Source organism: Paenibacillus algicola (assembly GCF_005577435.1).
In the GTDB taxonomy this organism is placed as follows: Bacteria; Bacillota; Bacilli; order Paenibacillales; family Paenibacillaceae; genus Paenibacillus_AQ; species Paenibacillus_AQ algicola.
The window spans coordinates 4,207,653-4,226,763 of the sequence record NZ_CP040396.1 but is presented as its reverse complement, the minus strand read 5'-3'; the positions used below and the strand labels follow the sequence as shown (position 1 = coordinate 4,226,763).

The 19,111-nt window shown below is 58.3% G+C and carries 16 protein-coding genes; 10 read left to right on the top strand and 6 right to left on the bottom strand.

The window, feature by feature from the left end; all coding sequences use genetic code 11:
• Positions 1 to 26 precede the first annotated feature (26 nt).
• The 9 genes from E6C60_RS19700 (at position 27) to E6C60_RS19660 (ending at position 12,907) form a co-directional block, all read left to right on the top strand.
• Positions 27 to 1,601, top strand: a complete 1,575-nt coding sequence (locus tag E6C60_RS19700) for a catalase (RefSeq protein WP_325053205.1) — start codon at positions 27 to 29, stop codon at positions 1,599 to 1,601.
• Positions 1,602 to 1,827: 226 nt separating this feature from the next.
• On the top strand, positions 1,828 to 2,886 hold the full coding sequence (locus tag E6C60_RS19695; protein ID WP_138227356.1) for an oxidoreductase: 1,059 nt from the start codon (positions 1,828 to 1,830) through the stop codon (positions 2,884 to 2,886).
• Positions 2,887 to 3,017: 131 nt separating this feature from the next.
• Complete coding sequence (gene pdaA, locus E6C60_RS19690; protein ID WP_407669173.1) at positions 3,018 to 3,815, top strand: delta-lactam-biosynthetic de-N-acetylase; 798 nt, start codon at positions 3,018 to 3,020, stop codon at positions 3,813 to 3,815.
• A gap of 186 nt (positions 3,816 to 4,001) precedes the next feature.
• The gene (locus tag E6C60_RS19685) at positions 4,002 to 6,290 is read left to right on the top strand and encodes an ATP-dependent DNA helicase (RefSeq protein ID WP_138227355.1); all 2,289 of its coding nucleotides are present in this window, start codon (positions 4,002 to 4,004) and stop codon (positions 6,288 to 6,290) included.
• Positions 6,291 to 6,435: 145 nt separating this feature from the next.
• A complete protein-coding gene (locus E6C60_RS21215) occupies positions 6,436 to 7,026 on the top strand; it encodes a hypothetical protein (protein WP_138227354.1) in 591 nt (196 codons plus the stop codon).
• Positions 6,923 to 8,203, top strand: coding sequence for a hypothetical protein (locus tag E6C60_RS19675; RefSeq protein WP_175415366.1), 1,281 nt, complete (start codon positions 6,923 to 6,925; stop codon positions 8,201 to 8,203). Before E6C60_RS21215 ends, E6C60_RS19675 begins: the two co-directional genes overlap by 104 nt.
• Before the next feature lie 289 nt (positions 8,204 to 8,492).
• Complete coding sequence (locus tag E6C60_RS21420; RefSeq protein ID WP_233281071.1) at positions 8,493 to 9,236, top strand: MarR family winged helix-turn-helix transcriptional regulator; 744 nt, start codon at positions 8,493 to 8,495, stop codon at positions 9,234 to 9,236.
• A 3-nt stretch (positions 9,237 to 9,239) separates the two neighbouring features.
• Positions 9,240 to 10,967, top strand: coding sequence for an ABC transporter ATP-binding protein (locus tag E6C60_RS19665; RefSeq protein ID WP_138227352.1), 1,728 nt, complete (start codon positions 9,240 to 9,242; stop codon positions 10,965 to 10,967).
• Complete coding sequence (locus E6C60_RS19660; RefSeq protein ID WP_138227351.1) at positions 10,964 to 12,907, top strand: ABC transporter ATP-binding protein; 1,944 nt, start codon at positions 10,964 to 10,966, stop codon at positions 12,905 to 12,907. Before E6C60_RS19665 ends, E6C60_RS19660 begins: the two co-directional genes overlap by 4 nt.
• Before the next feature lie 70 nt (positions 12,908 to 12,977).
• On the opposite strand, the gene ccmA is transcribed toward E6C60_RS19660, so the two are convergent.
• The 6 genes from ccmA to E6C60_RS19630 form a co-directional block, all read right to left on the bottom strand.
• On the bottom strand, positions 12,978 to 13,733 hold the full coding sequence (gene ccmA, locus E6C60_RS19655) for a heme ABC exporter ATP-binding protein CcmA (RefSeq protein ID WP_138227350.1): 756 nt from the start codon (positions 13,731 to 13,733) through the stop codon (positions 12,978 to 12,980).
• A complete protein-coding gene (locus E6C60_RS19650) occupies positions 13,726 to 14,604 on the bottom strand; it encodes an ABC transporter permease (protein ID WP_325053168.1) in 879 nt (292 codons plus the stop codon). Before E6C60_RS19650 ends, ccmA begins: the two co-directional genes overlap by 8 nt.
• Positions 14,570 to 15,118 carry a nitrous oxide reductase accessory protein NosL gene (locus E6C60_RS19645; RefSeq protein ID WP_138227349.1) on the bottom strand — a complete coding sequence of 183 codons (549 nt, stop codon included), beginning with the start codon at positions 15,116 to 15,118 and terminating at the stop codon, positions 14,570 to 14,572. Before E6C60_RS19645 ends, E6C60_RS19650 begins: the two co-directional genes overlap by 35 nt.
• Complete coding sequence (locus E6C60_RS19640) at positions 15,115 to 16,443, bottom strand: right-handed parallel beta-helix repeat-containing protein (RefSeq protein WP_175415365.1); 1,329 nt, start codon at positions 16,441 to 16,443, stop codon at positions 15,115 to 15,117. The genes E6C60_RS19645 and E6C60_RS19640 overlap by 4 nt, the downstream gene beginning before the upstream one ends.
• An 82-nt stretch (positions 16,444 to 16,525) precedes the next feature.
• Complete coding sequence (locus E6C60_RS19635) at positions 16,526 to 17,164, bottom strand: response regulator (RefSeq protein WP_138227347.1); 639 nt, start codon at positions 17,162 to 17,164, stop codon at positions 16,526 to 16,528.
• Positions 17,164 to 18,000: a sensor histidine kinase gene (locus E6C60_RS19630; protein ID WP_138227346.1), complete on the bottom strand. Its 837-nt coding sequence runs from the start codon at positions 17,998 to 18,000 to the stop codon at positions 17,164 to 17,166. The genes E6C60_RS19635 and E6C60_RS19630 overlap by 1 nt, the downstream gene beginning before the upstream one ends.
• A 218-nt stretch (positions 18,001 to 18,218) precedes the next feature.
• Between E6C60_RS19630 and E6C60_RS19625 the strand changes: the two genes are divergently transcribed.
• Entirely contained in the window at positions 18,219 to 19,103 is an 885-nt protein-coding gene (locus E6C60_RS19625; protein ID WP_138227345.1) for a diacylglycerol/lipid kinase family protein, read from the top strand.
• The last annotated feature ends 8 nt before the right edge of the window (positions 19,104 to 19,111 follow it).

Here is a 19,111-nt window from a genome sequence, read left to right as displayed (position 1 = left end):
TGAATCACCATTCAGACAACCGCCGTATGGAAGGGCCAAACCGTGAGGCAGCGGGAGAGATGGAAACCGGGCAGACGCTGACAGACCGTCAGGGTCATCCAATCCACGATAACCAGAATGTGCGCACCGTTGGCGATCGCGGACCGACGACGCTTGAAAATTATCATTTTCTGGAGAAAATTACTCACTTTGACCGGGAGCGGATTCCCGAGCGTGTGGTTCACGCCCGCGGGGCCGGCGCGCATGGATATTTTGAAGCATACGGCACGGTGGGAGATGAGCCGGTGTCGACGTACACCCGGGCCAAGCTGTTTCAGGAGCAGGGCAAGCGGACGCCGGTATTTGTTCGGTTCTCCACCGTGGTGCACGGCTCCGGCTCCCCGGAAACGCTTCGCGATCCCCGCGGCTTCGCGGTAAAATTTTATACCGAGGAAGGCAACTGGGATTTGGTGGGCAACAATCTGAAAATCTTTTTTATTCGCGATCCGCTCAAGTTTCCTGATATGGTGCATGCGTTCAAGCCGGATCCGGTGTCTAATGTCCCCGGCCCTGTGGGCATGTTCGACTTTGTCTCCCGTTCCCCGGAAGCTACGCATATGATCACGTTCCTGTTCTCCCCGTGGGGCATTCCGGCGAATTACCGCCAGATGCAGGGCTCCGGCGTCAATACATACAAATGGGTGAACGCCGAAGGGAACGCCGTGCTGATCAAGTATCATTGGGAGCCGCTGAAGCAGGGCATCCGCAATCTGACACAGAAGGAAGCCAGCGAAATTCAAGGGATGAATGACAGCCATGCGACCCAGGATCTGTACGAGGCGATCGAGCGCGGAGATTACCCGGAGTGGGAGCTGTGTGTGCAGATCATGAGTGATGATGAGCACCCGGAGCTGGAGTTCGATCCGCTGGATCCTACGAAGCTGTGGCCGCCGGAGCAGTTTCCGTTTCTGAAGGTAGGCAAGATGGTGCTCGACCGCAATCCGGAAAATTATTATAACGAAGTAGAGCAGGTCGCCTTTGGCACCGGCGTGCTGGTGGATGGACTGGATTTCTCGGACGACAAGCTGCTGCAGGGGCGTACCTTCTCTTACTCAGATACCCAGCGCTACCGGGTCGGTTCGAACTATTTGCAGCTGCCGGTCAATGCACCGAAGAAAAGAGTCGCAACGAACCAGCGCGGCGGACAGATGCAGTATTACGTGGACCAGGCTCCGGGGCAGAATCCGCATGTGGATTACGAGCCGTCCATGATGGATGGCTTGAAGGAAGCGGTGCAGTCCGGCAAGCCGCACGAGCCCCACTATAACGAGCGTCTGGTGCGCAAGCCGATTGAACGAAGCCTGAACTTCAAGCAGGCCGGCGACACCTACCGCGCGTTTGAGGAATGGGAGCGCGAGGAGCTGGTCAGCAATCTGGTCGGTGCCCTGTCCCTGTGCAGCTCGGAGATTCAGGAGCAAATGGTGAAGCATTTTACCGAGGCTGACCAAGACTATGGCCGGCGCGTGGCAGAAGGGCTCCAGCATCACACCGGCGGGGGCGATATGCGGGAGCAGGCTGTGGAAGAAGCGAAGCGCGAGGGTAAGGAAGCCGATCCTTATTAAGCATTCATGGAACGCCGGCAAGAGAATGGTCTTGCCGGCGTTCACTTGGACGCGCTGGAAAACGCTTACCTCTAAACGGTCAGGGACCAGGCAGCGATATATGCAAGGATCATGCATTCATGAATTCCAGCAAAAATTTATGCAAACCCCGTCAATGAAGGGTAAACATGGTAAAATAACGAGGTTGTTAGCAATGAAGAATTCATGAAGCGGGGGTAAGCTAGTCATGAGTGAACAGAACGCAACCATCAAGGCGGGGTTAATCGGATTTGGCCTTTCGGGCGCCACGTTCCACGCTCCGATCCTGTGCAGTATACCGGACTATGAGATTGCTGCGGTGGTCTCCTCCCATCCGGAGAAGGTCTACAAAGCTTTGCCAGAGGCGGTTGTCTATAGCCAGGTGGAGCAGCTGCTGAATGATGCCTCGATCGACATTGTCATTGTGACCAGTCCCAATGCGACGCATTATGAGTATGCGAAGAACGCAATTGAAGCCGGGAAGCATGTGGTCGTAGAGAAGCCCTTTACCGTAACCTCAGAGGAAGCCAAGGCTCTGATTGCTCTGGCCAAAAACCGCGGTGTGCTGCTGACGGTATATCAGAATCGACGCTGGGATAATGATTTCCTGACGGCCCGCAATCTGCTGGAGACGGGCGCGCTGGGCCGGCTCTCGCTGTATTATGCCCAATTCAACCGGTACCGTCCCGATATTAAAAACAGCTGGAAAGAGCAGGACGAGCCCGGTACAGGGCTGCTCTATGATCTGGGCTCACACCTGCTGGATCAGGCGCTGCTGCTGTTCGGCAAGCCGCAATCCATCTGGGCGGATCTGCGGGAGGAGCGTCCCGGCTCGGCGGTGACGGACTATTTCCACCTTGTGCTGGCGTATGAGAATCACCGAGCCATTCTGCATGCGGGCTCGCTGGTACGTCAGGCGGGACCGAGGTTTGAGCTGCACGGAGATAAAGGCAGCTTCCTCAAATACGGGCTCGATCCGCAGGAGGGCCAGCTCAAGCAGGGAATGCGGCCCGGCGATCCCGGCTGGGGCGAGGATCAGCCTGATCAGTACGGCGAGCTTGCTACCGAGTTTAGCGGCCTTGCTGTACAGGGGCAGATTGATACGCTGCCGGGACGCTATCACGCTTTTTATCAGGGGCTTGCGGACGCCATTACCTCGGGCTCTGTGGTGCCGGTGAATCCCGAGGATGCTCTGAGCACCATCCGGCTCATTGAGTATGCGCTGGAAAGCCACCGCAAGGGCTGCGTCATTCAGGTGGAGGAATAGAGTCTTCTTTACATAACAAGCCTTCTCCCAGGGAACAGTAGACGGGATATGTCCTATGGCGGCGGCCACCGGCTGAGCCTAGTGCCAAAGGGCAAAATTTCGTTCTAGAGGAGGTATTCACCGTGAAAACCGTGAAGCCAGGCTCCCGATGGTTGATGTTTTCGGTGTTACTGCTGTGTACGGCGCTGCTGACCTATCTGCTGCTTCCGGCTTCCGTCCATGGAGAAGGGCGGGCCTTTCATTTCGGCTTCAAAAAAAGCGAGGGCGGCAAGCTTCCCTCCATCGACCAGGAGGGCTTCAAGGAGCTCTTGAAAAAGCACGGAGCGGTATTTATGGGCGATCCGGCCCGCAAGGACCTGTACCTGACGTTTGATAACGGGTACGAGAACGGGTTTACGCCGGCAATCCTGGATACGCTGAAGGCGAAGCAGGTGCCGGCGGCTTTTTTTGTCACGGGCCATTATGTAAGAACGCAAGGTGATCTCTTGAAGCGAATGACCGCAGAGGGACACATCATCGGCAATCATTCGTGGAGCCATCCGGATGTTTCGGCGATTACGGAGGACAAGCTGCGGCAGGAGCTGGACCGGGTGAAGTCAGAGGTGAATGCCGTAACCGGCCAGCAGGAGATGAAGTATTTGCGGACTCCTCGGGGCATTTTTAATGAGCGTTCTCTTGCGGTGAGCAAGGAAATGGGGTATACGAATGTGTTCTGGTCGATCGCCTACATGGACTGGGACGTCAATGCGCAGAAGGGACCGCAGCATGCGCTTCAGAAGGTCACGGCCCAGCTGCATCCCGGAGCCGTGCTGCTGCTGCATTCCATCTCCCGGGACAATGCCGAGGCGCTTGGCGATATCATCGACGAGGCCCGCAAGCAGGGCTACGAATTCAGGAGCCTGGATGAGATGGATACCAAGCTGCCTTAAGCCCTGACCGGCAGGCATAAACGTACGCGCAAGCAGATCAGCAGGTGCCCTGGAGACCGGAAACGGCTTTCGGGGCATTTTGTGCTGAGGTCTGCTCCGCAGCCTCCTTCACGGTTACAGGGGAACGGGAGTTTGGTATAATACGGATCAGAAACCTGTACGCTAAAAAAGGAGTCTGTACCGCCTATGTCCCATAGAATTGAAATATCGGTCCGGCCGCTGGTGGAGTACGTGTTCCGGAGCGGCAGTATTGTGTCCGGCTTCCGTACCTCCTCCTCCCTGACCGAGGGAACGAGAGCGCATCAGCTCATCCAGAGGAGCTATGGAGAGCAGGACCAGAAGGAAGTGCATCTCACGGCTGAAATTCCGTGCGGCGACCTGATTTTTGCAATTGAGGGGCGCTGTGACGGATTGATTCTGTCCGGGGACGGGCCGGTGATTGACGAAATCAAGTCCACCGCCGGCACCCTGGAGGAGATTCAGGAGGACACTTATCCTGTTCACTGGGCCCAGGCCCAGATGTATGCCTATATGTACAATCGTCTTCACCCGCAGACGCCGATTACGGTGCAGCTGACCTATATTCAGATTAGAAGTCAGGAGATCAAGACGTTCCGCCGCATCTTGACGGCTGCCGAGCTTGAAGAATTTGCTCTTGGTGTAGCGGAGAGCTACGCTCCGTATGCCCGGCTCCGGCTTCAGCATGCACAGCAGCGGGATGAGAGCATCCGGCAGCTTTCGTTCCCTTTTCCGGATTACCGGCAGGGGCAGCGAAGGCTGATGGGAGCGGTCTACCGAAGCATTGGAGAAGGGCAAAGGCTGTTTGCGAAGGCACCGACAGGGATTGGCAAGACGATCTCGACGCTGTTTCCTTCGATCAAAGCGATGGGAGAAGGGACGCTGCAGCGGATCTTCTATTTAACGGCGAAGACCATTACCCGGACCGCCGCAGAAGAAGCGCTGGAGCACCTCGCTGCCGAGGGGCTGCGGCTGCATGCGGTAACCTTGACGGCGAAGGACAAGATTTGCTTCGGGGCGGAAGAGGGCTGCACTTCAGAGGGCTGTGTGTTTTCCGAAGGATATTATGACCGGATCAATGGGGCGATTCTGGATCTGCTGGAGCATGAGACGTCAATGACCCGGCCGGTTATTGAGGCTTATGCGCGCAAGCACCGGGTATGTCCGTTCGAGTTCTCGCTGGATGCGGCTTACGCGGCCGATGTTGTCATTTGCGATTACAATTATATTTTTGATCCCAAGGTGTCGCTGAAGCGGATGCAGGAGGATGCCAAGAAATCCTCTGTGCTGCTGGTGGACGAGGGTCACAATCTGGTGGACCGTGCCCGCAGCATGTATTCGGCAGAGCTGAGGAAGTCGATGTTCCTGGACGTGCAGCGCGCTTTTAAAGAGCGGAATCCCGGAGTTTATCAGGCAGCCAAGACGGTGAACAACCGTTTTATTGTGCTGCGCAAGGTAAGCGGGGAGGAGCCGCGGGTAGTCGGCTCAAGTCAGCCGGAAATGCTGGATGAGCTGCTGGAGGCGTTTGTGCAGCAGGCAGAGCCGGAGCTGATGAGCGGGCGGGGCGGCGAGGAGAACGAGCTGCTGCTGGAGTGTTATTTTGCGGCCCAGGGATATTTGCGCATTTCCCGGCTGTATGATGAGCGGTATGTCACCTATGCGGAGATGGACGGCAGTGAGGTCTTTCTGAAGCTGTTCTGCTTAAACCCCTCGCATCTGCTCCGGCAGGCGGGCAAGAACTTCCGGTCCACCATTATTTTCTCCGCCACGCTGACCCCGCTGATGTATTACCGGGACATGCTGGGTGCGGAGGAGGAGGATTACAGCCTGTCGATCCCGTCTCCGTTCTCTGCGGACCAGCTGGAGGTGAAGCTGCTGCCGGTCTCTACACGCTACAAGGACCGGGAGCGGAGCAAGGGAGCGATCCTTTCGCTGCTGACAGAGCTGGTGAAGGAGAAGCCGGTGAACACGCTGGTGTTTCTGCCGTCTTATCCATATATGCAGGAGATCCATGCGGCGTTTAGCGCGGCGCATCCTGAGATGCGCACGCTGCTGCAGGGTCACGGGATGAGTGAGGGAGAGCGGGAGGCTTTTCTGGGTGCGTTCCGCCAGAGCGGGGGCGGCCCCATTGTCGGGTTCGCGGTCATGGGCGGCATTTTTTCGGAAGGTATCGACTTGAAGGGAGAACGCCTTTCTTCCGTCGTGGTGGTCGGAGTGGGGCTCCCGCAGCTGTCATTTGAGAATGACATCATTCGTACCTATTTCGACCGCCTTGGCAAAAATGGCTACGATTACGCCTACGTCTACCCCGGCATGAACAAGGTGCTACAGGCCGGCGGGCGTCTGATCCGCTCCGAGAGCGATACCGGCACGCTGGTGCTGGTGGACGACCGGTTCCAGAACCGGCAGTACCACCAGCTGCTGCCGGAGGAGTGGCGGAGCTACAAGCGGCTGTAAGCCGAGAACCGCGCAGGTCCATGTCGATGGCATGGGCCTTTGATATATCCGCCGCCTTCCCCCGCGCTCAGCGAGCGCGAAAAACCGAACTCGATGCGCCCGCCGCCCGCCCCCCGCGCTCAACGAGCGCGAAAAACCGAACTCGTTGCGCCCGCTGGTCGCCCCCGCGCCCAACGAACGCGAAAAACCGAACTCGATGCGCCCGCCGCCCGCCCCGGCGCCTAACGAACGCGAAAAACCGAACACAATGCGTGCGCCGCCCGCCCCGGCGCCTAACGAACACGAAAAACCGAACTCGATGGGCCCGATGGCCGCCCCCGCGCCCAATGAACGCGAAAAACCGAACTCGTTGCGCCCGCCGCCCGCCCCCGCGCCCAATGAACGCGAAAAACCGAACTCGTTGGGCCCGATGGCCGCCCCCGCGCTCAACGAACGCGAAAAACCGAACACAATGCGTGCGCCGCCCGCCCCGGCGCCTAACGAACACGAAAAACCGAACTCGTTGCGCACGCTGGTCGCCCCCGCGCCCAATGAACACGAAAAACCGAACCCGTTGCGCCCGCCGCCCGCCCCCGCGCCCAATGAACGCGAAAAACCGAACCCGTTGCGCCCGCCGCCCGCCCAAGCGCCCAATGAACGCGAAAAACCGAACTCGATGCGTTCGCCTGCCGCCCCCCGCGCCCAACGAACGCGAAAAACCGAACTCGATGCGCCCGCCGCCCGCCCCGGCGCCTAACGAACACGAAAAACCGAACTCGTTGCGCACGCTGGCCGCCCCCGCGCCCAATGAACGCGAAAAACCGAACTCGATGCATCCGCCGCCCGCCCCCGCGCCCAATGAACGCGAAAAACCGAACCCGTTGCGCCCGCTGGTCGCCCCCACGCCTAACGAACACGAAAAACCGAACTCGATGCGTCCGCCGCCCGCCCCCGCGCCTAACGAACGCGAAAAACCGAACTCGATGCGCCCGCCGCCCGCCCCCGCGCCCAATGAACGCGAAAAACCGAACTCGTTGCGTCCGCTGGCCGCCCCCACGCCCAACGAACGCGAAAAACCGAACTCGTTGCGCCCGCTGGCCGCCCCAGCGCCCAATGAACGCGAAAAACCGAACTCATTGCGCCCGCCTGCTGCCCTCGCGCCCAATGAACGCGAAAAACCGAACTCGATGCGCCCGCCGCCCGCCCCGGCGCCTAACGAACACGAAAAACCGAACTCGTTGCGCACGCTGGCCGCCCCCGCGCCCAATGAACGCGAAAAACCGAACTCGATGCATCCGCCGCCCGCCCCCGCGCCCAATGAACGCGAAAAACCGAACCCGTTGCGCCCGCTGGTCGCCCCCACGCCTAACGAACACGAAAAACCGAACTCGATGCGTCCGCCGCCCGCCCCCGCGCCTAACGAACGCGAAAAACCGAACTCGATGCGCCCGCCGCCCGCCCCCGCGCCCAATGAACGCGAAAAACCGAACTCGTTGCGTCCGCTGGCCGCCCCCACGCCCAACGAACGCGAAAAACCGAACTCGTTGCGCCCGCTGGCCGCCCCAGCGCCCAATGAACGCGAAAAACCGAACTCATTGCGCCCGCCTGCTGCCCTCGCGCCCAATGAACGCGAAAAACCGAACTCGATGCGTCCGCTGGCCGCCCCCGCGCTCAACGAGCGCGAAAAACCGAACTCGATGCGTCCGCCGCCCGCCCCCGCGCCTAACGAACGCGAAAAACCGAACCCGTTGCGCCCGTCGCCCGCCCCCGCGCCTAACGAACACGAAAAACCGAACTCGTTGCGCCCGCTGGCCGCCCCCGCGCCCAACGAACACGAAAAACCGAACACATTCAGCCTCACGCTGCCGAAACTAGGGACGAATGTGAGCAGGCGCATCCATTTGACTTCACACTTTCCTCAAGTATATATTTAGGTTACCTAATTAATTAGAAAGCTATGTAAAGAGAGCGACTGGCATATTATTAGTTTTACAGCGAGCTGCTGTCATCAATTACACCGTTGTCAGACAAACTATCATCACTGAGCAGCCCGTCATCTACTGAGCCATCACGCGATCCATCATCAGGTGCACCGTCACCATGAACGAGACGTAATCAAAATGGAGTGAATAAGCATAAGAAGCGAGGTGTGGCATGGCAGATTTTCATCGACCTCCACGGACGGAGGACTATAAGAGCAGCAATGGAAAAGGGGGGCGCCCGTTGAACGAAAGGGAAAACGAAGGCGACAGCACTCCCGATGAGCCTATCACGGACACCCCTTCCTCGAGCATAGAGGAGCCTCCGCAATCGCAGGAGCCTCCGCAATCGCAGGAGTCCTCGCTCCCGCAGGAGCCTCCGCAATCGCAGGAGCCCTTGCTCTCACAGGAGCCTCCGCAATCGCAGGAGCCCTCGCCCACGCAGGCGCCTCCCTGCAGTGAGGCGCCTGACCTCCAGGCTCCTTGCGGCGAGGAGCCGGAGGATGGCTGGGGTGAGGCAGCGCGGCAGCTGATGAAGTCATTTGGGCTGTTTCGCAAGCGGCCGTGGGAGCAGATGTCCCTTGGCGGCTATACAGGCGGTGAAATCAAGGTGCTGATGACCTTGAAATTTCATGCAGCCATGCAGGAAACAGACAGCCTGAAGGTGTCCGAGATCAGCAGCCGGATGGGCGTGACGTCCCCGACGATTACCCAGTTCATCAATGGCCTGGAGGCAAAAGGCCTCGTAACCCGCATTATGGATCCACAGGACCGCCGCGCGGTGCGCGTGGAGCTCACGGAGGAGGGGCAGCAGATTGCGGATCAGGCGCATGAGGCGTTCCGGGCGCATTTTAAAGGGCTGGTGCAGTACCTGGGCCGCGAGGAGAGCGCGGAGCTCGCCCGCCTGCTCACGAAAGTATACATCTATTGGACCGAGCACGAGGCAGCGCCTCCACCGCCGGGATCTGAAGCGAAGGGAGAAGAATAGAGAATGCTGAGCTTATTACGATACATGAAGCCGTTTCGGGGAGCTGTGCTGCTGGTGCTGTTATTTACGTTCTTGCAGACGCTATCGGAGTTGTTTCTGCCAACCTTGATGGCAGATATTGTGGACAAGGGCGTGGTGACCGGCGATATCGCCTTGATCTGGCGCGTTGGCGGGATCATGCTCGCGATTGCGGCAGGAGGCGTGCTCTGCTCCATCGCAGCCAGCTATCTGGCGGCGAGGTCGGCTGCAGGTCTCGGCAAAATTTTACGTCAGAACGTGTTCAGCCACGTCGAGAATTTCTCGCTGCAGGAATTTGACCGCATCGGCACGGCCTCGCTCATTACGCGCACCACGAACGACATCAATCAGGTGCAGCAGGTGACGATCATGATTCTGCGAATGCTGGTGCTGGCGCCGCTCATGTGTATCGGAGGCATCCTGATGGCCGTTTCGCGCGATCCGGGACTGACTACGGTGCTGCTGATTGTGCTGCCGGTGCTGGGTCTGGCGATTTTTCTGATTGCTTCCAAAGGCATTCCGCTCTTCAAAAAAATCCAGGTCAAAATCGACGCCCTCGGGCGGGTCACCCGCGAGGGATTGACCGGCATGCGCGTCATTCGCTCCTTCAACCGCGTCCAGTATGAGGAGAACCGGTTCCAGGAGGCCAACGAGGATCTGACCCAGGTGTCGATCCGGGTGAACAAAATCATGGGCGCCATGATGCCGGTCATGATGCTGGTCATGAATATGGCGACCATCGCCATTGTCTGGTTTGGCGGGGCACGCATTCAGGACGGGTACCTGCAGGTCGGCGATCTCATGGCTTTCCTGCAGTATGCGATGATGATCATGTTCTCGCTGATCATGCTGTCTGTGATGTTCGTCATGATCCCGCGCGCACAGGCATCCGCAGTCCGGATCAACGAGGTGCTGCAAATGCAGCCTGACATTGAGGATCCGAAGACTGCGGCCCCGGCACAGAAGGGGAAGGGCCGGATTACGTTTCAGGACGTCACCTTTTATTATCCCGGTGCTGAAGCGCCGGCATTATCCAATATTACGTTTGAGGCCAATCCCGGCGAGGTAACGGCGATTATCGGGGGCACAGGCTCCGGCAAATCGACGCTCATTCACCTGATTCCGCGCTTTTACGATGTGACCTCAGGCACAGTCAGCCTGGACGGAGTGGATGTCAGGCAGCTCACCCAGGAGCAGCTTCGGGAAGCCATCGGGTATGTACCGCAGAAGGCTCTGCTATTCACAGGCACGATTGCCGAGAATATTCGCTACGGAAAAGAAGACGCCACCGATGAAGAGGTGGCCCGTGCCGCCGAGATTGCACAGGCCGATGAATTCATATCCGCCATGGAAGGCGGCTACGAGGGATTGATCACCCAAGGCGGGGGCAACGTCTCCGGCGGGCAGAAGCAGCGTCTGTCTATTGCGCGGGCACTGGTACGGCGGCCGGAGGTCTATGTGTTTGATGACAGCTTCTCGGCGCTTGACTTCAAGACCGATGCCCGGCTGCGCGCAGCGCTGAAGCAGGAGACCACACAGTCTACCGTCCTGATTGTAGCGCAGCGGGTGAGCACGGTCATGGAAGCGGACCGCATCATCGTGCTGGAGGAAGGCCAAATCGCCGGCATCGGCAAGCATCAGGAGCTTATGGAGACCAGCAGTGTGTACCGTGAGATTGTAGCATCCCAGCTGTCAGAGGAGGAGATCGCATGAGTGGAGAACAACAGATCCGCAGCCAGAATGCCAGCGGACCTCCTCATGGAGGCGCCTCGTCTCATGGCGGAGGGCATCCCCGGGGCGGTGGACATCCCCGCGGGGGCGGTCCCTTCGGAGGCGGACCGCACGGACCGGGTATGCCTGTCGAGAAGCCCAAGGATTTCAAAGGCACCTTCCGGCGGCTGGCCGGCTATCTGAAGCCGCATCGGGGCAAGCTGCTGCTCGTGCTGGCGGCGGCGCTGCTCAGTACCTTATTCGGCATCCTCAGTCCGAAGATTCTGGGCGAAGCGACCGATGTCCTGTTTGATGGCTGGAAGGCGATTCAGGGAGATCCGGCAGCCAGCATTGACTTTGCCGCACTCCAGCAGATTCTGCTCTGGCTGGGAGGCTTGTACCTGTTGAGCTCCGTATTCGCCTATATCCAGCAATACGTGATGGCAGGGGTTGCCCAGCGCACAGTGTATGATCTTCGGGAAGAAGTGGACCATAAGCTGAGCCGCCTGCCGCTGAAATATTTTGACGCCCGCTCGCACGGGGAGACGCTCAGCCGGGTGACGAACGATATGGACAATATCGCCAGCACCCTGCAGCAGAGCCTGACACAGCTCATTACATCTCTCGTGACCCTGGTCGGCGTCATCGTCATGATGCTCTGGATCAGCCCGCTGATGACGCTGGTCGTGATTCTGACGCTGCCGCTCAGCGTGATCGTCACGATCTCGGTCGCCAAGCGTTCCCAGAAGCAGTTCGCAGACCAGCAGAAGCATCTGGGCCAGCTGAACGGCCATGTGGAGGAGATGTACACGGGGCATCGTGTGGTGAAGGCGTTCGGCCGTGAGAAGCAGAGCATTCAGGAATTTGACAAGGTCAATGACAAGCTGTATGAGGCCGGCTGGAGAGCCCAGTTTATCTCTGGGGTCATTATGCCGCTGATGATGTTTATCGGCAACATCGGCTACGTCATTGTCAGCATTTTGGGCGGCATTCTGGTGACGCGCGGCTCCATCACGGTCGGCGATATTCTCGCCTTCATTCAATATTCCCGTCAGTTTACCCAGCCGATTACCCAGCTGGCGAACATTGCGAATGTGATTCAGTCCACGATTGCTTCCGCAGAACGCGTATTTGAAGTGCTGGATGAAGAGGAGGAGATTCCGGAGGCGGCAGGCTTGCAGCAGACGGCTGCACCGGTCCGGGGCGAGGTACAATTCCGGCAGGTGGCCTTTGGCTATAAGCCGGACCAGCTACTGATCGAGGATATGAATGTGTCTGTAGCCCCAGGCCAGATGGTCGCGATCGTAGGGCCAACCGGAGCCGGAAAAACAACCCTCATCAACCTGCTCATGCGCTTCTACGAGCTGAACGGCGGGGCGATTACGATTGATGGCACCGACATTATTGACATGAAGCGCAGTGAGCTGCGCGGCTTGTTCGGCATGGTGCTTCAGGACACCTGGCTCTTCAATGGAAGCATCCGGGACAACATCGCTTATGGGCGGGAAGGCGCCAGCGAGGACGATATTGTACGGGCGGCAGAGGCGGCGCATGCGGATCATTTTATAAGGACGCTTCCGGACGGCTATGATACCGTGCTGAACGAGGAAGCCTCTAACATCTCGCAGGGACAGAAGCAGCTTCTGACCATCGCGAGAGCGATCCTGTCCAATCCGTCCATCCTCATTCTGGATGAGGCGACCAGCAGTGTGGATACCCGAACCGAGCTGTATATCCAAAAAGCGATGAAGCAGCTCATGCAGGGCCGAACGAGCTTTGTCATCGCCCACCGCCTGTCCACAATCAAGAATGCCGACCTGATTCTCGTCATGAACAAGGGACGCATTGTGGAGCAGGGCAGCCATGAGGAGCTGCTGGCCCAGGAAGGCTTCTATGCCGATCTTTACAACAGCCAATTCAGCGAGAAGCAGCAGGCAGGCTGACGAACACGCAAGTCAAAAAGGGTCCCGGCAAAGGAGAGAAGCTTCTCATCCTGCCCGGGACCCTTTGATGTTATGGTGCTGCAGCCGGCCGGGAGCTCCCGGCCTTGCTCATGACCAGGTCCGCGAACGCTCCGTACAATCCGCCTTGCTGTGCATACTGCTCCTTCAGCGGTGCAGCCGCGCCCTGGTACCGGACATGACCGGCATCCAGAAAAATAACCTCGTCCGCCGACTGCTCCGCCACATTCAGCTGATGCGTCGAGAAGATCACGCTCTGTCCTTCAGAGGCACATTGCGAGACCAGCTCGGCAAAGGCGTTCATCCAGTAGGGATCGAGTCCGTTCGTCGGCTCATCCAGGATCAGCAAGGGCGGTGCCGCGAGCAGGGCCTGAGCGAAGAGCAGCCGCTGGCGCATGCCCTTGGAAAAGGCCGCGACCTTCCGGTCCTTCACCTCGCGGAGCCCGGTCCGCTCCAGCAGCTCGTGGACTCTGGCCGGCGCTGCGCCCCGGAGAGAGGCGTAGAAGGACAGCGTCTCGTAAGCCGTGAGCGCCTCGCCGAACTGAAAATCATCCGGCATGTACCCGATACTGTCGGCGCATCTCTTGAACTGCCGCTTCCAATTCATGCCCAGCACAGATACCGTGCCGCTGCTGGGGGAGGACAATCCGGCGGCCAGACGGAGCAGCGTGCTTTTGCCCGCGCCGTTGCCGCCGCACAGTGCGAGGATTCGGCCGGCTTCAAGCTTTAGATGGAGCGGCTGGAGCAGGGTTTGCCCTTTGATGACCTTGGAGACCTGCTCTAGCTGCAATACGGCTGTTTCAGACATGGGTTCGCCTCCTTTGCATGATCCAGGCAGACAGGCCCAGCAGCAGCACCATCCATACTGTGCTGACACTCAAGAAGATCAGGGTGCCCTCCGGCTGAGCCATCAAGCCGACCCATTTGTAATATTCAGGACCGAGCACCGCTCCGCCGCCCAGCTTGATGACGAGAAACAGCCGGGACAGCTCGGCAGGATTCAGAAAGACCAGTGTCATCAGAACCGGCTTGATCCAGAGGTAGGGCAGCATCCCCAGCACCGCAATGATCAAGGTGGGCCAGCCCAGCACGAGCAGGAACCAGACGGCGACCGAGAGGGTCAAGGCCTGCCAGCGATTGCTGGAAAGGGCGCCGATCAGCAGAGACAGGCTCAAAAAAGAAACAATCAGACAAGCTGAGAACGTGAGAAACAGGATGTAGGTGCTAAAGGTGTATGTCTGTGTCACCAGAAAGCTGACCAGTCCGGAAAGGCCGAAGCCGGCCGCAACAATGATTAGCAGGACAGCCAGTGTGCCTGCAAATTTCCCCGTGACATATCCGCAGGTGCTGATGGGATATGTCGAGAGAAGCTGCCAGCCCCCCTCTTCTCGTTCGGCTGCAATAGAGAAGGAGCCGAGCAGCAGCGCCATGAGCGGAAGCAGATACAGGAGCAGATTCATCACAGCCCCGGTCGTCCCGGTATACCCTCCGGAGCTTTGCTGCTGGATCAGCAGCAAAGCCAGGCTGAGGAGGACGAACAGAGCCATGAAGGAGTAAGCCCATGCGCTGCGAAAGCCCAGCTTGATTTCCCGGGAAGCCATCGCGGACGCCGCTCTCAGGCTTAGAAAATCCTCCGGCTGATGCTTATTCATGACCCCCGCCTTGCTCAGCCTGGCCATCTCCGTGCTTCTCCTCCCCCTGATGCTGCTGACTGCCGTGCATGTCCTCCATCATATCCATGTGGGACTTCCATTCATGCTCCTCCAGCTGCGCCGCCGTTAACAGCGTTCCGCCGCCGTATTCCTGCATAAACCGCTCGGCACTCGGCTCGTCCTTGAACGATACCATGCCGAACGCCATGGGGGTACGGATGCCATCATCATAAACATAAAAAGCATCCTTCAAATGCAGCCATTCCAGTGTGAAATAATCGCGAACAAACTGGGCTCCGATGTCCTCGGTGCCATGCTCCTGCTTCCACACGTACAGATCGCCGAGATCATCAAACTTTAACGTCCTGTAATCCTTTAGCTGGAGCTGAACCGCATAGGCATTATCCTTGACCTGCATATTGCAGACCGGGCACTTATCGACCTGCTCATCAATCGGGACAGCGGCATATTCCTCTCTGCCGCAGCCGGCGGAAAGCAGTAGCAGCAGGCTTGCGAATACGATCCATGTTATTTTTCTCATGTCGAGAACCTCCTGAATTTAAGTATAGTGGCAGATCCGACTCCCAAGAGCAGCAGCGACAACAGCAGCACGCCGGTCTCTGCTTCTCCTTCAGCATTCCTGCTTGCAGGCGGCTCCAGCAATGGGGCAGCATCCCTCAGCCACGTCTCAGCGCCGCTCTGGAACAGCTGCTCCAGCACGGGCATTCCCGGTGACTGGAACAGCAGCTGGAAGGGCGGCACCGGACCGGAAATCTGCAGAAAGAAGGGATTTACCGAGTACGGCAGGCCGCTGAAGCCTGAACCGTCCACATCCAGCGTCGGTGCACTGTCCCAGTAGTTACCGTCTGACGTATTACCGCTGCTATCCACGGCTTGAGCGGCCACGACATTGGCGGTCAAGGTGTTGTTGTGGAGCACATTGTCTGCCGAGCTCAGCATTTGGATGCCGATAAAATTGCTCCGCAGCTCATTGGATAGAAGCCGGTTATTCTCCGAGCCCTGAATATAGAACCCGACCCGATTCCCCTCGGCGATATTGCCGGCAATGGTGGAGTCATACACCTCAAAGAGCAGCAGCCCTTGAGCATTCACGTTCTGACTTTGCTTCTCGAAGCGATTGTTCTGAATACTCGCCTGACGGACACTCATGACCATGGCGCCTGTGATGTTCCCGAAGCCCCGGTTATCCAGCAGCTCCAAATCCTTCGTAAACATGAGGTGAAAGCCGTACCTGGAGCCGGATACCTCATTGTCCACCAGGGAAAGAGAGCTTCCGCCTTCCACATAAATGCCATCCTGCATTCGCTGAATGACGCTGCCGGTAATAGTAATGCCGCTGGAGTCCAGCAAATCCATGGCATTGCCCCGGGAAGACCCTGGGTGCTGGCTGCCCAGAATGGTCATGTCCCGGAGTGTAACGTCCTTCGCCTGCCTCAAATTTACACCAGCCCCCAGTGTCTTGATGGTGAGGCCAGACAGCCTGCTCTCTGAAACTTGCTGCAGCAGCACCGCCGGAATAGCGGGGTCCCGGTGTAAATGGACTAGGTTCATCCCCTCCAGGTTAATTCCGCTGGAGAGAAGCGTCAGGGCGGGCTCGGAGGTCTCGTTCACGATCTTGACATCTTTGCCCTGCAGCGTAAGCGGCTTGTCAATAACAGCAGGACCGCTGTACGTGATTGGCTCCAGGGTAAGGATCTCCCCGGGCTGAGCTTGATCCAGAAGCGGCTGAAGCGGAACGGGGCTCTCCTCCGCGTCAGCGGACATTCCCAGCGGCAGCAGGACTGCAGCCATAACCGTAAACAGCAAAAAGGCACGGAGCACCGTGCCTGGGCGGAGAAACTGCATGATGAGAAAGCCTCCTTTCCTCCGGCCGGTTTTTTTATCCATCCTAGAGGAAAGGGGGGCTGGTGGGTATAGCTCGAAAGAGTCATTTCACCCAGCCCTGATCGTACGCATAGCGGGTCAGCTGAACCCGATTGTCGAGATGGAGCTTCTGCATAATGTTCTTGAGATGGTTCTTGACGGTGTGCTCGGAGATCACCAGCTCCGTAGAGATGTCCCGATTGCTTTTTCCTTTGGCAACCTGCTCCAGAATTTCCTGCTCCCTTGGGGTCAGCGGAGAACGCTCACTGGCCGGCGGCCGGGTGGAGAATTCTTTCAGCAGCTGTACGGCCAGCTCACGGGTCAACGGCGCCTCATCGAGCGCAACGGCTCTGACGTATTCCAGCCAGGCTCCTGGCGTAATGTTCTTCAGCAGATAGCCCTGGGCGCCCTGCTTGATGGCCTCGAACAGATCGGTAATATCATCAGAAACGGTGACCATAATGATCTTGACGTAGGGGTAATTGTTCTTGATCTGACGGGTGGCTTCCAGGCCCGACATGCCTGGCATATTGATGTCCATCAGAATGACGTCGGGCATGTAGACAGCGGTATGCTCCAGGGCCTCCTGCCCGGTTTGTGCCTCGGCAACGACCTCGAATGACGGCTCCGGCTCCAGCAGCTCGCGCATGCCCTCCCGCGCGTGGCGGTGATCGTCTGCGATAAGAATTCGTATCGGCTGCATCAGAGGTCCTCCCTGCTGCTCGTGATGGACAGCACCGTCCGGCCTTCCCGCCGCGCGAGGTTCATGCCCCAGCCCAGCTGTCTGGCGCGCTCGCGGACAATTCGCAGGCCGAAGCGACGCGGGTCCTCCAGCTGCTGTGCATCCATGCCGTGTCCGTTATCCTGGATCGCTACGCGCCAGCCTCCGTCCAGTGTGGACAAGCCCTGCACATAGACCTCGCTCGCCTCGGCATGCTTCCGAATGTTCTGCAGGCCTTCCCGCACCGAGGAGTAGAGCTCCACCTTCTCCTTGGCGCTCAAGGAAGCCTCTGGAATGCTCCATTCCATGATGACCGGAATGCCATGCTCCTCCTCAAATTGGACGATAAGCCGCTGAAGGGAGTCCTGCCAGCTTGACATTTCATGCTCCGGCTCCTTACGCAGGCTGCTGATGGCCTGCCTGACATAATCGTTCAGCTCCTGAGTGACCTGGTGGAGACCGGGGTAGCTTGCAGCGGCGGCCTCCGTTTCGGCGGCTTTCAGCTTGTCGACCTTGACGCCAAGCAGAAAGAGCGACTGGGCCATGCCGTCATGAAGCTCCCGCGCTACGGCCTCGCGCTCCTGCAGCGCGGCTTTGGCCGACTGCTCCTCACGAAGCTGTGCCTGCAGCTGCTCCATGCGCTGAAACAGCTTCAGGAGCAGGGTCACGCTGACGAGAAAGACGAGCAGCGGTGCCAGCCAGTTCCCGAGCTCCATGGAAATATAGGGAAGCAGATATTCGTGGCGCACAAACTCCCAGATCGCAATGGTCAGCGTGGGAATGACCAGAATCAAAATTTTAATATGCTTATAGTTCATGGCAAAGCCACCTTTTAGGATAGAATCTGGTCTCATCATACCATAGGACAAGAGAGATTTTGGCCAAAACAAAATGAAACCCCTATGCCGCAATAAGTTACTGTATAGGTCAGCCCCCTGTGCTTGACATGCTTGATTAATAGAAGGCTCTTCAAGGGTAAAGAATAGCAATATGTCTTGCATGTGACAATGTACATATCAATAAAGGAGTGTTTCACATGTACAATCGGGCGATGCTGATTTATAACGGGAAGGCGGGACAGCAGGATTGGGCCGGGCTGCTAGGCAGTGTGAGTGCGATTCTTGCTCCGGCCGTCCGGGAGCTTCTCCTCTATCAGACCTTGAAGCCCGGTGACGGGGAGCAGGTATGCAAGGAGCGGGGAGAGGAGTTTGATCTGGTGTTCATTATGGGCGGTGACGGCACCGTACATGAGTGTATTAATGGCCTTGCGCGTCTGCAGGCGCCGCCGCTGATCGGCATCCTACCGGCAGGCACCTGCAACGACTTCGCCAGGTCGCTCAATCTGCCGCCGGACCCGCTGCTGGCGGCTCAGCAGCTGCTTCAAGGCCGCCGCCGTTATGTGGATCTGGGCGTAGCAGGGGATCGGGTCTTCACTAATTTTTACGGTATTGGCCTTATTACGGAAGCGTCCGATAACATCTCCTCCGGCCTGAAAGGAGCGCTGGGCAAAATCAGCTATTTCATCAGTACCCTGCAGACCGTGCGCTCTGCCGAGCCGTTCCGCTACAGGCTGGAATGGGAGGGCGGTACCCTGGAGGATGAAGCGGTTATGATTTATGTGTCCAATGGACGTTTTCTGGGCACGCAGCCTTTACCGTTCCCGAACAACGCATTGGAAGACGGAAAGCTGGATGTGATGGTCATTCGCGAGGCCGGGCTGCCCCTGCTTAAAGAGCTGCTCAGCCGCAAGAATCAGGAGGAGTGGCGTCCGGGAGATGAGAGCATTTCTTATTTCCAGGCCACCCGTGTTGCTCTTTCGACCGCAAAGCCCATGAAGGCGGATATGGACGGGGAGAAGTATCTGGATACGCCTGCGAAGCTTCAGGTTTCTTCACAGGCGCTGCAGTTTCTGACCGGGTAAGCCTGCTG